General features: G+C 39.9%; 11 protein-coding genes and 3 pseudogenes. 1 reads left to right on the top strand and 13 read right to left on the bottom strand.

The window, feature by feature from the left end; translation table 11 throughout:
* Positions 1-58: 58 nt before the first annotated feature.
* From ACJAZP_RS09135 to ACJAZP_RS09105, 7 genes and pseudogenes are all read right to left on the bottom strand, one after another.
* Positions 59-3,982, bottom strand: coding sequence for a YhdP family protein (locus ACJAZP_RS09135; RefSeq protein WP_415230431.1), 3,924 nt, complete (start codon positions 3,980-3,982; stop codon positions 59-61).
* An 82-nt stretch (positions 3,983-4,064) separates the two neighbouring features.
* A complete protein-coding gene (rng, locus tag ACJAZP_RS09130) occupies positions 4,065-5,540 on the bottom strand; it encodes a ribonuclease G (protein ID WP_415230430.1) in 1,476 nt (491 codons plus the stop codon).
* A gap of 257 nt (positions 5,541-5,797) precedes the next feature.
* Entirely contained in the window at positions 5,798-6,382 is a 585-nt protein-coding gene (locus tag ACJAZP_RS09125) for a Maf family protein (RefSeq protein WP_415230429.1), read from the bottom strand.
* 2 nt (positions 6,383-6,384) lie between these two features.
* A complete protein-coding gene (gene mreD, locus ACJAZP_RS09120) occupies positions 6,385-6,867 on the bottom strand; it encodes a rod shape-determining protein MreD (protein ID WP_415230428.1) in 483 nt (160 codons plus the stop codon).
* Complete coding sequence (gene mreC / locus ACJAZP_RS09115; RefSeq protein WP_415230427.1) at positions 6,851-7,825, bottom strand: rod shape-determining protein MreC; 975 nt, start codon at positions 7,823-7,825, stop codon at positions 6,851-6,853. The genes mreD and mreC overlap by 17 nt, the downstream gene beginning before the upstream one ends.
* 133 nt (positions 7,826-7,958) lie before the next feature.
* Complete coding sequence (locus ACJAZP_RS09110; protein WP_415230426.1) at positions 7,959-9,002, bottom strand: rod shape-determining protein; 1,044 nt, start codon at positions 9,000-9,002, stop codon at positions 7,959-7,961.
* A 286-nt stretch (positions 9,003-9,288) separates the two neighbouring features.
* Positions 9,289-9,474: pseudogene (locus tag ACJAZP_RS09105) on the bottom strand (3-phosphoshikimate 1-carboxyvinyltransferase); the annotation flags it as partial.
* Between the two features lie 159 nt (positions 9,475-9,633).
* Between ACJAZP_RS09105 and ACJAZP_RS09100 the strand changes: the two are divergent.
* Positions 9,634-10,956, top strand: a pseudogene (locus ACJAZP_RS09100) (IS4 family transposase).
* 56 nt (positions 10,957-11,012) lie between these two features.
* Here ACJAZP_RS09100 and ACJAZP_RS09095 read toward each other — a convergent pair.
* From ACJAZP_RS09095 to ACJAZP_RS09070, 6 genes and pseudogenes are all read right to left on the bottom strand, one after another.
* Entirely contained in the window at positions 11,013-11,306 is a 294-nt protein-coding gene (locus ACJAZP_RS09095; RefSeq protein ID WP_415230425.1) for a calcium-binding protein, read from the bottom strand.
* Positions 11,307-11,369: 63 nt separating this feature from the next.
* Positions 11,370-11,600, bottom strand: a pseudogene (locus tag ACJAZP_RS09090) (calcium-binding protein); the annotation flags it as partial.
* 247 nt (positions 11,601-11,847) lie between these two features.
* Entirely contained in the window at positions 11,848-12,501 is a 654-nt protein-coding gene (locus ACJAZP_RS09085) for a hypothetical protein (protein ID WP_415230424.1), read from the bottom strand.
* Positions 12,501-13,064 (bottom strand): hypothetical protein, encoded by a 564-nt coding sequence (locus tag ACJAZP_RS09080; protein WP_415230423.1) that lies wholly within the window; start codon positions 13,062-13,064, stop codon positions 12,501-12,503. The genes ACJAZP_RS09085 and ACJAZP_RS09080 overlap by 1 nt, the downstream gene beginning before the upstream one ends.
* Positions 13,061-13,753, bottom strand: a complete 693-nt coding sequence (locus ACJAZP_RS09075; protein ID WP_415230422.1) for a hypothetical protein — start codon at positions 13,751-13,753, stop codon at positions 13,061-13,063. Before ACJAZP_RS09075 ends, ACJAZP_RS09080 begins: the two co-directional genes overlap by 4 nt.
* Positions 13,750-14,202 (bottom strand): hypothetical protein, encoded by a 453-nt coding sequence (locus ACJAZP_RS09070; protein ID WP_415230421.1) that lies wholly within the window; start codon positions 14,200-14,202, stop codon positions 13,750-13,752. Before ACJAZP_RS09070 ends, ACJAZP_RS09075 begins: the two co-directional genes overlap by 4 nt.
* Positions 14,203-14,211: the final 9 nt, after the last annotated feature.

Genomic DNA, 14,211 nt, shown 5'->3' with positions numbered 1-14,211 from the left:
AAGGATCTGCAGTCAACTTAAACGACTAAAAGCGAGCGTCAAGATCCTGCCATTACCCTTAATTGCTGACATTTTGTTTCTTAAGTCCTTCTATTTCATCAAGCACGTCAGTGTGTTGCAGTGTTACCTTGCCTTTTTTCCTGTTGACCAGTTTGATTTCAGGTTCGCTTAACGGCCCCTTAACCGTAAAATCAACGCGAATTATCGTTTCCACAACGGGCTCTAAAATTTTTGTTAACATAAACACCGCAGCGCCGGTCAATGGACTTATTACAAAGGCGGTTAAAACGGGTAAACTTGAGGTGACAGCCGGGCTGTAACTCATTTGATAATTAGTATCGTAGTTTGGCAAGTCGATCAGCCCCTTACCGGAGATTTTTCCGGCAGCGCCAGTTAAGTAAAAATCATCATTTTTAACAATGCCGTCGGTAATACTACCTGAAAAGGTGATTTGATCAAAATTCAAACCTTTCGAAAATACATTGTTAAATTCATTGTTGAGTGTACGCCGGATCCCGTCAAGACTAAACAGACTTAATAAACGCGCACCGTTATCATTCACTTCAGTGATAGCACCATCGCTTAATTTGGCTGAAAAATTACCATTGAGAGAATCTAAATTAAAAGACCAGGGTGCGCCAATCCAGTTAAAAGCCCCGCTTAGTTCCGCTTTAGAATAGATCATCGGGCTGCTATAACCGAGTCTTTTTACAATGTCACTGTCCCCGTCACCGACACTTTTAATAATCAGGCTGGTTTTGTGCTGATCCCAAACGCCGGATATCTCGCTGAATTCTTTTTCATCGCCAATTTTAATGTGATTGATATTAAGATTTTTTTTGTCAGGAAAAATATGCAGACGCATTGGCGATAAATTTATATCGCCATAAATACAAGATAAGCAATTGACTAAAATCTCGGGATAAACCTTTAATAAATTACGCTCTTTTACTTGATCCTTGGAGTCCGTTTCTTGACCGCTATTGATTTTTGATAAATCCAGCGCTTGGAAATTCAACTTGCTAATATCAACATCCAGTCGCACCGGCTCGCCGTTGCGCAACTGCACTGCAGCCTGCAAATTATCAGAAGTAACCGTCGTATCCCACTTTTGATGATCGTTGACTGCCCGTACCTTTAGGTTATTTAAAGGTTGTGAGAATAAATCCGCATATTTGATGTTAAAGTTAATTTCATCCAGCTCAATCATCCCGGCATTTTTTTGCTGCACATCCGTTGCGGTCTTTAGCTTGCTACTCTGCTCGCTAAATAAAACCCATTGATGATACCAACTGGCGATGTCGATGCTCTCCAGGTTAATATTAATCACCTGCTTGGTTTTATCCGTTGCAGGGACTTTATCGGTGCCGATATTGAGTGAAAAATAGGGAATATTATTTTGTTTTTGCAGGTAGTCAAGTGCTCCGCTAAACCACAATTTATTTTTTATTTTTGCTTCAAACGTGCTGCCATTCTGATCGCCTGAAAAAACGATATCTGTCGGCCAGGATTGCAGCGCATTTTTTTGAAAGGGAAAAGGCAGTCCGATATCAACCCCCCGTGTTGCAGAATTAAAGGCAACATTATATTGATAACCACCGCCCAGCAGGTTGCCAAAGTTTATCGCGGCAGTCCAATCTAACTGTCCGGATATGCGCAGCGGGTTTAACAGCATTTTCGTCTGTGTTAATCCCGCCAAGTCCCAATTTCCGGTCAGATCGGCGTTCACCTGGTATTTGTCCTGCTGCTCTTCACTGTTAAAAGAAATCTGCAGCGGTTGTCCGTATAATTGACCTGTCAGGTTATTAGCGGTCAAGTTGCCATTGATAAAACTAAACTGTCCCTGGACATTTTTTAGGGGCAGCAGAACACCGTCAGCTAACTTAATATTAACGCTGTTGTTTGCCAGCTGAATACTTCCCAGGGTTTGGCTGTTCTGTACTTTGCGGTTAAAAGGGATGGTTAACTGTAATGCACCTGTTAATTGTTTTTCAATTTCAATCACCGAGAGTGCTTTACCAACGGTTTCCTTAAGAGGAGAAGCTTTCAAATAGTCGCTGATTTTTTGCGCATTCTCACTAATGTCGGCTTTAACGGTTAAAATACCATTGGGATTTAAATGATCAATCTCCGCCGACAGTTTTTTAATCTCCAGATCCTGCAAAGAAGCGCTTCGTGCATTCATTGTCAGGCTATCATTTTCAAAGAGAACATCTAAATCCAGGTTTTTTAGCCCCTGCCAGTCGCCGTAAAAATCGTATGCGGATTTCCGCAAGGGCACCGATGCCTGGAAAATGCCGTCATTCTGAGCATAGGGATATTGATTTAATGTGCCGTACCATAATATTTTCGCCCCTTTTACCTGTCCCTTTTTCAGGGTTGGCTGGAGGTAGTCAAAGACTTTTTTACCCAGCAGCTTAACGGGTAAATAATATTGCGCCTGACTGGCATCGTTAAGGTCTGCATAGCTGTACAAGCTTAAAAAAGGACTTTTTTCCTGACTCTCTTGATTGGGGAAAAAAAGTGAAAACTCGGTAGTGCTATTAAGATCGCGGGTATTAAATACGCTGTGCTCACTAAAGACTTTAAAGCCGCTGGGCATTTGTAACCATTGTAAATCAAATTGTGCACTTTCAAGCGGCATCTCTCTACTAAATTGCCCATCAAAAGTAAGACTCTGATTTGGCAGGGAGATATTTAACTGACCTTGTGCACTATCCCCGATAACTTCAATCTGAGCGTCACTTATTCCGGGCGTGAGCCCATGAGCCTGGCTCTTAAATTTGCTTAGATGGGCAGAAAACTGCAGTTTATCCGCGCGGTTTTTAAACAGTCCAAGATCATCGATCTGAGCATCAGGGTCAACAGCTAACAAAGAGGTTATGGTTTTTTCTGGTAAATCAGAACGTAATAAATATAAGGGCATTAAATCTTTTATGTTTAAGCCTTCAAATTGAAAATAAGCACTTTCTGCCGTGCCGTGCCCGCGCACGTTAAGCCCTTTTAATTTTTTTTGGTTAGATTCAACATCAAGGTCATAACTGTCTAATAACCAACCGTCATGACTGTTGCTAAACTGCACTAATCCACTGTTTATCTTCCATTGATAATCTTTATCCAATTGTGACCAATGCAGTTCGGTGTTATTTAATTGCAGTTGTAATTTTTGCAGCGTATTAGATGAAAACTCAGCCCAGGCTTTAAAACCTAATACCGCATCAAAGAGTTGCGCATTAGGATTTACTTGAGTGGTTAAATAATGACTAATATTGAAGTTATCTGCTGCAACATAAAGATGGCCTGTTAAGGGGCTATTGGGTTGTTCATTTTGCTCAACTAAATCCACCACAAAATCCAGAGAATTATCGGCGGGAGAATTATCATCAAGGCTGTTTAGCATTGATGCATAACCCGTTCCCTGGTGACGCCCCTCTTCATTTACCCAGTTTAAATTTTGGATCACCACGGTTTTCTTGCGTTCAAGGTGATCGGTAAAATGAAGTTGGCTACTTTTTATTGAAAACTTATTAAGCTGTACTAATAAAATTTTCCGCAGCGCAGCCGTAGTGACTACGGAGCTTTCAGATTTAGCGCTATTTTCCCGGAAAGGTTTAATCGTGATATCTGCACCCTGTGCGGATATTCGGTTAAATACTAATGTTTGTTGGCTGAAGCTCTGCCACAAATTAAGGTAAATAAACAGATGATCAAGTTTAAGCCGGTAGGGCAGATCAGCAGAATCGACCAATTCAATCCCACTGACATTTAAAATAAGCCCTGAAAGGTCAATACCGGCAGAGATATCTGTAAAGGTTAAATTAACATTATACTCGGAGCGAAGCCATTGCATTGCATCGACTTTATAGTCGTCAATCCGGACAAATAGGATACGTAACAGGGTTAACAAAAAAGCAAAAATAAACAGCTTAACTGCAATTAATGCGTAGAACCGTCTCAGCCATTTAAATAGGCTGAACTTCAATTTAGCAACTCGATAGGTAAGAAGATAGAGATTGAATCAGCACTTCGAATACCTAAATTTTCAAATATCATATACCGCCCTGTTACATCATCACAACATCAAACTGTTCCTGACCATAAAGAGGCTCAGAATGAATTTTAACCTGCTTTCCCATAAACAAAACTAATTCAGCCAGGTTATGAGATTCATCGCCGGTTAATGCCTCAGCCACCGCGGGTGAAGTATAAACCACAAAACGATCCGCATCATAGGCGCGATTCACCCGTAATATTTCACGCAGAACCTCATAACAAACGGTTTCGACTGTTTTAATGTAACCGCGACCACTGCATTGCTCACAAACACCACAGAAAATATGCTCTAAACTTTCCTGCGTGCGTTTACGTGTCATTTCAATTAAACCTAAGGGGGAAAAGTCATTGATATTGGTTTTAACACGATCTTTTGCCAGCGCTTGTTCTAAACTGTTAAATACTCGGCGTTTATGTTCAACCGACTGCATGTCGATGAAATCAAGAATAATAATGCCGCCTAAATTGCGCAAACGTAATTGTCTGGCAATCGCCAGTGTCGCTTCAATATTGGTATTAAATATCGTCTCTTCAAGATTTCTGTGACCGACAAATGCACCGGTATTAATATCAACAGTGGTCATCGCTTCGGTCTGATCAATAATCAAATAACCGCCAGATTTCAGCTCCACCTTGCGCTCGAGTGCTCGCTGCACTTCATTTTCAACGTCGAACAGATCAAAAATAGGACTTTTACCTCGGTAGCATTCGATTTTGTCTTCCAGCTCCGGTACAAAATCATGGGTAAATTTCTTGATCAGATTAAAATTCAGTTGCGAGTCAATACGTACTCGGTCAATTTCCTCACCAACAAAGTCTCTTAGGATACGCAGTGCTAACCCTAAGTCGCGGTAAAGCAGTTTGTTTTTACTGGGAGTCCGCGCACGGCGTGTTAAGACTTTCCGCCAAACCCGGAGTAAAAAAGACGCATCGTTGATCAGCTCATGTTCAGGTGCGCCATCTGCCGCAGTGCGAATAATAAAGCCCCCCAGATCATTGACGCAGCAGCCCTGGGCAATAATCTTTAAACGTTCACGTTCTTCTGCACTGTCAATACGCTGTGAAACACCAACATGACTGCTTCCAGGCATAAAGACTAGATAGCGGGAAGGCAGGGTGATATCGGTGGTGAGACGAGCGCCCTTAGTGCCGAGAGGATCTTTCACCACCTGCACCATAATATCCTGGCCTTGACGGACCAGCTGCGAGATATCTGCCACTTTAAATTTTTCTTTTTCATTCTTGGCAACACAATCAGTAAAGGGGACAATGTCTGAGGCATGCAAAAATGCCGCTTTATCCAGGCCAATATCAACAAAAGCGGCCTGCATGCCAACCAATACTCTGCTGACTTTACCTTTATATATATTACCTACAATCCCTTTGGTCGCCTGACGCTCTATATGCAGCTCTTGTAATACACCACCTTCAACTAACGCAACCCGTGTTTCGGTGGGGGTGATATTCATTAATAATTCAACGGACATTCTGAACTTCCTTTAAAATTTTTTCATAAGCTCTATCGCTTCATAATATAAGTAATATTAAACAGCAATTTATACCCAAGTTTCTTGCTGCACCGCAAGGAACTTGGGTATAAATACTGATAGTTGTTTTTATTTTTACTCTTAAGCTACAAATTAATGAGTTAATTTGCTGATCATATCGGTGCCAAGAGATTGATTTAGAAAGGTTTGCTTCAACAATAAAATTAAACAGGCAAGTTTTTAATCAGATTAGCAGCTCAACGGTCATTTCCAATTTCTTGCATAAACTCACTGATCAGTTCAGCAGTTTCAAACAGCGGCAAGCCGACAACACCACTATAACTCCCTGAAATATGCGTAATAAACTTCCCGGCAACCCCTTGAATAGCATAACCGGCTGCCTTATCAAGGGGTTCTCCGGTTTGCCAGTAATCAGATATTTCCTGCTCACTCAAGGTTTTAAAACTCACTTCTGTTTTAACCAGAATACTTTTTGTATCAACACCTTGTACCAGCGCCACCGCAGTAAAAACTTGATGAACTCGTCCCGACAATAACTGCAGCATTTTCCGAGCATGGTTTTTATCGCGTGGTTTTTCTAATATTTGTTGATCAATAACAATTATCGTATCTGCCCCTAAAACGGGTCTGTCTTTATGGCTGTTTTTAAAACCTGCCTGGGCTTTTTGTAACGCTAAACGTAAAACATAATCCTGCGCAGATTCACCCGTTTGCGGTTTTTCTTCAATGTCAGCTTTCACCTGATTAAATGAGACTGCAATTTGACTGAGAAGTTCACTACGACGAGGCGAGCTGGAAGCAAGATAGATACAAAAACCCATGCTTATACGACCTTAAAACGGTGACGAATAAAACGTAAAAAGAGAAAAAACCAGGGCCAAATCAGCATCGAGGTAAACACTGACCAGAAATACGATGTATGCAAAATAATGTCTTGTAAACTAGATGCCATCAAATATAACGCCAGTTTCGACAATAAAGAAAACAACCCCACCAATAGCGTTGTTTGTACTAGGGTGAAATAACGAAAAAGTTGGTAATTGGTTATAACGATATATGCTAACAACGAAAATAATAATGCATGCATGCCTAGGGTAGAGCCTAATAAAAGGTCAAATACTACCCCTAAAATAAACGCATGACCGATGCTCACCCGATGCGGTAATGCCAGTACCCAATAAAAAATAATAAGGATCATCCAATCCGGACGAAAAGCATTAAGCATGGTTGGAAGAGGAAAGATCGCACACACTAAACCTGCAAAATAAGTAAAATAAATGGCCAGATAATTATTCAACGATGACATTTTTCGATTCCGGCGATTCGACTTTAGTAGCTGTCTCTGGACCATTTTGAGCATCTGGGGTCTTTGAATTATCTTCATTCGACGCTGCGGGAGTCGATGTTGTTAATAGATCCTGTGACAAATCAGACTCATTATATTGTTGATCATTCCATAATAATAATAAATAACGGCTGCGGTGCAAAGGAGCAACAGGCGTTGCGCTGACATCGGCGTAAGCAGCACCTTCCTGATAATCAAAATGGCTTATTGTCGCTACCGGATAACCTGCCGGGAAACGCCCTCCCAAACCGGAAGTGACCAGTAAATCGCCCTCTTTGATATCGGCATTACTTTGCACAAAAGGCATATTTAACTTATTCCAATCACCACTGCCATGGAGCACGGCAATAAGATCATTACGTTGTACGCGTACCGGAATACCGTGGCTTACATCAACAATCAGTAAAACCCGACTGGTAGTACTGCCTACCTGAGAAACTTGTCCGACCACACCATCTTCATTAATCACAGGCTGGCCGACATAAACACCGTTTACCGCGCCTTTATCGATCAATAACTGATGTGAAAAAGGATCTGAGCGTAAACTCATCACTTCGGTGATCATTCTTTTGTTGGTAAAAATTCGATTTGAGCTGAGCAACTCACGTAACTGCTTATTTTCATGTTCTAATTGGGTGAGTAACAGCCGGTCAGCTTTAAGGTATAAATTGTCTTTTTGCAACTGTTGATTGCGCGCTTTTAACTCATGGCGGGTCATCACACTTGCAGAAATAGCACTAAACAGTTTTTCCGGTAGATCGGCAACATATTGCACCGGGCTGACCAGAGAGTTTAAATAAATACGTGATGATGCAAAAAGATTAAACTTACTGTCAGCTACAAATAAAAAAACTGAAAAAACTATCACTATGGATAGCCTTAATAAAAATGCAGGACCGCGCGTAAAAATAGTTTTCATTATTACAGAATAATTAGAGAAAATTGATTACAGCAGGCACATAAAGAATGCCTGCTACTTGGAAGCTGGCCAGCAATGCGTTAAACCCATTAATGATCACTTAATGAGTCTAACTGCCATTACTGAGAGCCTATCAGTCGGCGTTAAACAGATCCCGACCATAGGTATCAATCATTTCAAGTGCCATACCGCCGCCGCGAGCCACACAGGTAAGAGGATCGTCAGCAACAATCACGGGAATACCGGATTCTTCTGAAAGCAATCGATCTAATTCACATAATAACGCGCCACCACCGGTTAAGACCATGCCGGTTTCAGCGATATCAGCCGCCAGTTCAGGTGGCGTTTTCTCTAGCGCCAGCATCACCGCAGAAACGATGCCACTTAAAGGCTCCTGCAGCGCTTCTAAGATTTCATTACTATTAAGGGTAAAGCTGCGGGGAACGCCTTCTGCAACATTCATTCCGCGTACTTCAATCTCTCTGATCTCATTGATAGGATAAGCAATTGCAATACTGTGTTTAATACGCTCAGCGGTAATTTCGCCAATAGTACAACCATAGTTACGACGGACATAATTGATAATAGCCTCGTCAAATTTATCACCACCAATACGTACCGAAGCAGAATAAACCACACCATTTAAAGAAATCACGGCAACTTCTGTCGTACCGCCACCAATATCTACCACCATCGAACCTTTTGCTTCGGAGACCGGCATACCAGCACCGATCGCAGCAGCCATCGGCTCATCAATTAAATAAACTTCGCGTGCTCCGGCACCCTGTGCAGATTCACGAATAGCACGGCGTTCAACCTGGGTTGATCCGCAGGGTACACAGACTAAAACGCGCGGGCTGGGGCGTAAAAAACTATTGTTATGTACCTGCTTGATAAAATGTTGAAGCATTTTTTCGGTGATGTAAAAATCTGCAATAACACCATCTTTCATCGGGCGAATAGCTTGAATATTACCAGGCGTTTTTCCTAACATCTGCTTCGCTTCATGGCCGACAGCTGCAACACTTTTACCTGCGCCATTTTTATCTAAACGAATTGCAACAACTGAAGGCTCATTTAAGACTATGCCTTGATCTTTTACGTAAATAAGCGTGTTTGCAGTTCCCAAATCGATCGATAGATCGTTAGAAAACATACCCCGGAACATTTTAAACATGAAAGTTTTCCATTAATAGCGAATAAATAAAGGAACGTACTTTACCAATCTAGCTTTACTTCATCAAGAAAAGAAAGTAAATAGCACGAGGTATCGTCGCTTTATTTTAACGATTGAATTTTTTATACGGCGAAAAGAAAAAATCCGCGGTTAGCTTGCCCATTTGGCGCTTATTTATGCGTAATAATATGCGTGAATTTGCTATAAGTTAGTTATTGGAGATTAAAAGTAATACGGTTATAAGACCCCCCCATCCACAGAGTATTAATCTAACCTGTCAATTTATTTACAAACTGACAGAGGCTAACTTTTCAAAATAATCCGGGAAGGTTTTTGAGGTACATTTAGGATCGTTAATAGTGACCGCTGTATTACCCAGTGCAACTAATGAAAAGCACATCGCTATACGGTGATAGTCATAGGTATCAATTACTGCATGGTTAAACTCAGTCGGCGGTCTTACTTCACTGAATTACCTACCGTCTAAAGACGGTAGGTTCTTTAACAAACTGAAAGTCCTTTGGTCAAAAAAAAGCCTGCAAATTTGCTAATGCCGATCAGTTAAGAAAAATCTATTGATTTTTAGCTGAATGAGATCAAAATCCGATGTACTAAAAACATTGTATTTTTTATGCAATTATCAACAGCACTCTCCCAAATATCACTGAATAACTTCACTGAATTTACAGGCCTTAATGAATTATTATCACCCGAGTTAGTTGCTGATGCATTATCTCAAACAGGTGTGGCTACGATTAGAAAGCGTAAGCTTCCAATGGAAAAAATAGTTTGGGCTGTCATCGGTATGGCATTATTCCGAAAACATTCAATGCGCCAACTGGTTAATCAACTTGACATCATCCTACCAAATGGCACGCCTTATATTGCACCAAGCGCTGTCACACAAGCAAGAAAAAAGCTAGGCCATCAGGCTATCGAGACTATTTTTAATCAATCGCAATCGTTATGGCATGAAAAATCAGCGCATCCAAGCTGGTGCGGTTTATCGTTATTAGGTGTCGAGGGCGTTGTTTGGCGTACATCAGACTCAAAAGAAAATAGCGCTCATTTTGGCCGTACAGTTAACCGTCATGGAAAAGCAAGTTACCCTCAAGTACGGATGGTATGCCAAATGGAATTAACCAGCCATTTATTGATACAAAGTACATTTGATAGTGTCGACGTAAATGAAATGCATTTAGCTGAAAAACTAATTAAAGATACGCCAGACAACAGCCTAACGTGTTTGACCGAGGATTTTATTCATTAGGACTTCTTAATCGCTGGTATTCAGCGGGTGTTTCACGGCACTGGTTAATGCCGTTAAAGAAAAGTACGCAATATGAAGTAGTGAGAAGCTTAGGGCGACAAGATAAAATTATTCGTTTAACCCCTTGTCCTCAGGCTAGAAAGAAATTCACTGATTTACCAGAATATATTGAAGCCCGATTATTGACTAAAAAAGTGAATGAAAAACCACGCCAAATATTAACCTCAATGACAGATGTCATGCGCATTCCTACTGCTGATATTGTCGATTTATATGATCATCGTTGGGAGATTGAATTGGGTTTTAGAGAGATGAAACAATCACTACTTAATAGTCAGTTTACCCTGCGTAGTAATCAGCCAGAATTAATCAAACAAGAGCTATGGGGGGATATTATTGGTGTATAACTTAATACGCTATCAAATGGTATTAATAGCAAACTCTCTCGATGGAATACACCCGAACCAATTAAGTTTCCATGGTGCATTAATGCATATCATCTATGAGTTAACAATGTTGCCATTTTGCTCGCCTGGAAATATTCCTAAATATTTAATGAATATAACAAAAAGTGCGAAACAATTTTTTTTACCAGCAAGGCGAGAGAGGTGTTACCCTCGTGAATTAAAATGTTCCAAAAACGGGTATCCGCTTAAAAAAAGAAATGCCGTTCACCTTAATTGAACGGCATTAGTAAATTTGCAGGCTTTTGTGTTTTCAAAAGTAAATAATAGTTAAACTCAGGCGGCCTGCCATGCAGCTACAATTGTCGGCGCTATCTCCTCTTTAATTTGTGAAGATATATCCATATTTCCGGCTGCCGGGTTATCAAATCCGGCCATGGCAGAAATCAACCCATCAACTTTGGAGTTTAATAAAAACGCATTACCAACGTGAATTTCATCCACTTGATGAGCTTCATCAACAAACCAACTATCAACTGTAATTTGATCGTCTGAACCCGATAAATCAATAACCAGATCCTCACCACTACGTGTTAACCAGATATCGTCTTTCGCAATCCCTTCACCCAATATCAACTGATCCGTTTCATCGGCAATATTAGAGAAGTTATTAATGGTATCCTGATCATCACCTCTGGCGAATTGATAACTATCATCACCATTACCACCTGATAATTCATCATCACCTAAACCACCAGTCAGGTTATCATTGCCATCTCCACCATAAATATTATCACTGCCGAGACCGCCACTTAGCGTATCATCACCACTATCACCGAGAATATTGTCATCGCCAGCTAATCCAGCAATAATATTATTTTTAACATTACCCCAGAGCTGATCACTATCTTCACTGCCAGTAATCGTAGCTGTTTCAATATCATGAGGACTGAAGTATTGAAGATTGCTACTGTCGAGACCGATAGAAAGAGAAATAGGGTCAGGTCTTTAATCTTGACATCAAAATTAAAGACCTGACCCCATTAGTGCTTCCATCAACTGCATTATTAATTGAGGTTGCTATCGTGGTACTTGAGCCATTAACAGTAAATATTTTAAGAATTGCCTGGGCATCTGCATTAGAAATTGCGTTCACATTTTCATCCTTTTTTTAATATTTTTTTAATATGTAAGTAGTTAATGTTAAAGGGATTAACACCCACCAACAAAAAGTTGACCAAAAGTTATTTTTTGATTCTTGTAATCGATTCAATTGATTTACACGACGCTCTTCATAATTATTCATCCTCCTTTGATCTTGATAGATAATTTCTGAATATTTCTTAATATATGAAATGAGCCCGACACGATCTTCATAAAAGCAAATAGCCATAGGTTGTCCAATCAACTCATCAAGAAAACCAACTTTATTCCGTTCATAACCTGCATAATAAAATTCATCATGGCCTTCACTTACTTTTAGCTTGATATAGTCCATTTTCTTTTTACTTATTCGATGTACACCAGTTTTTATCAATGAGCCGCTCTGGCACAATAAGATGGGACACCCAAACCTTTTTAGGTAAAAAAGATATGGGTGTCCCGACTTTTTATTACTGCCAATACTGTGGCAGTCAGCAAAATCAGCATCGGCAGCAGAAGCCCAGCGACTAGGGGTATTAATTAATTTCTCACCCGTAGCAGGCCCATAACTGTAATAGGTTGAATTCCCTTGCCCATCGGTTAATACCATCCAAGTGTGCACTCGTGCATTATCTACTAATGCAGGATTTGTATCGTTATATATTGTGACGCTATGTGCCATTATGATTTCCTAATTAAATGTGGTAAAAAATAAAAAAACAAATAAAAAAATGAAATTCCCCCAGTAACGGGGAGTATTATCCAGACAAGCATATTTCCATCTAAATAATTAAATAATGATGAGATAAGTGATGTGGGTTTCCGCGGATATAATCTAATATTTTTTAATTTGTCATATGGTAATCTAAAATAATAATCACCTTCTTTTAAGTTAATTGGAAAAAATATTGAATTTTTATTCGCTTCATGTGTTGGGATAAATTTATCTAACCAATCGATATTTCCCCCCTGTTCAACCCTAAAAACTTTAATTGCAATCTTTTTTTGCCCATATGCCACTACATCAATGGACAAATTATATTCTGTTGTAGTTTCTATTGAAAAAGAGAAACCATCATTATTCGCGCTCTTCTGATAAGGGACTGATAAAAAATATTCCATTAGCCCTTTACCACTCATAAATACCACTAACTGAGTAATAAAAATAATGCTGATGATGAAAAAGAAAAAACGCATAAAAACACCAAATCGGTATATCGCACTCTTTAAAAAACTTGTTTTCATTTGTTTATAACCCCATGACTTTTATCTCTTTGCTTAAAATTCAAACTAATAATATGATGGGACACCCAAACCTTTTTAGGTAAAAAAGATATGGGTGTCCCGACTTTTGTTCCCGCTTCAAATTGCGCTAATAATTTACCCTTGGGAATACCGTTAATACTCGTGACCTTGGGATTATCTAATAAAGCGGGCAACTCAGAGCGATTCCAAACACTATTTAAGTTATTAGCCTGTGGGGTAATAGTCACTACATCGCCAAAAGCGTTGCTAGCCAGATTTGCCGATAAGGTATCAAAATAACCAAGATCTCGGATCCCTGTAGTTGGATCGGGCTTACCATCCATAAACTCGTTGAATTTTATTTCATCTCCACCAAAGGCCTCCGTCAGCTTATTCTCAAACACTTCGCTATTGACGACATCAAAAACTTCAGAAGTATGTGATGAGTTAAATTTTGCAAGTGAGCTATCAGATAACTCACTTGAAAGGTCACTCAGTAATTTATTGGCATTGACTTGTTTACCATCTAAATCACCGACATTACCTGAAAAGAAAAAGGTGGTGGCATTTTCGGCACTTTGCCCAGCAGCGTCATAACCCACTTGGTTTACTATATTTAAAAGTGATGCTTCGCTTGGGTTATCTAATTTAGCAATTAGATCCTTTGCTTCATTTGCAGTTAAACTCATTTCGACTCCCCTATCTCAACGGTTACTTGGTCATAGGTTGCATCGTTATAGTGCAGTCCAAAAGTAATCAATCCCTCGGCAAGCAGTGTTAAGAGTTCAGCTCGAAATGCCTCATTTTCTGAAAGCGTATTCATTTTACAAGTTTCTAATGGATATGAGATATCAGATGCCCATATTTCCCAAAGCAGATGGTATTTCCCCTCTAGAGTTGAAGTTCTGGTAGGCATAGCACTGAATTTAAATGATTGTCCTTTCCAGCTACCACCAAAATATCTTGGCTCTTCTGGTCCAAACTTCTTAACTTGAATGAAATAACAGCCACGCTCTTTATCTATGGTCCATTTATCTAAATATTTTTCATCTATGTTTGTACGACGAAAGGGTTTAAATTTATCAAAAGGAATTTCTGATCTTTCATTTTCGGGTATTAATTCATTTACAAAGGCCATATGCCCTCC

It is taken from the genome of Psychromonas sp., assembly GCF_047632955.1.
Classification (GTDB): Bacteria; Pseudomonadota; Gammaproteobacteria; order Enterobacterales; family Psychromonadaceae; genus Psychromonas.
This window is presented reverse-complemented; position numbering and strand designations above follow the sequence as displayed.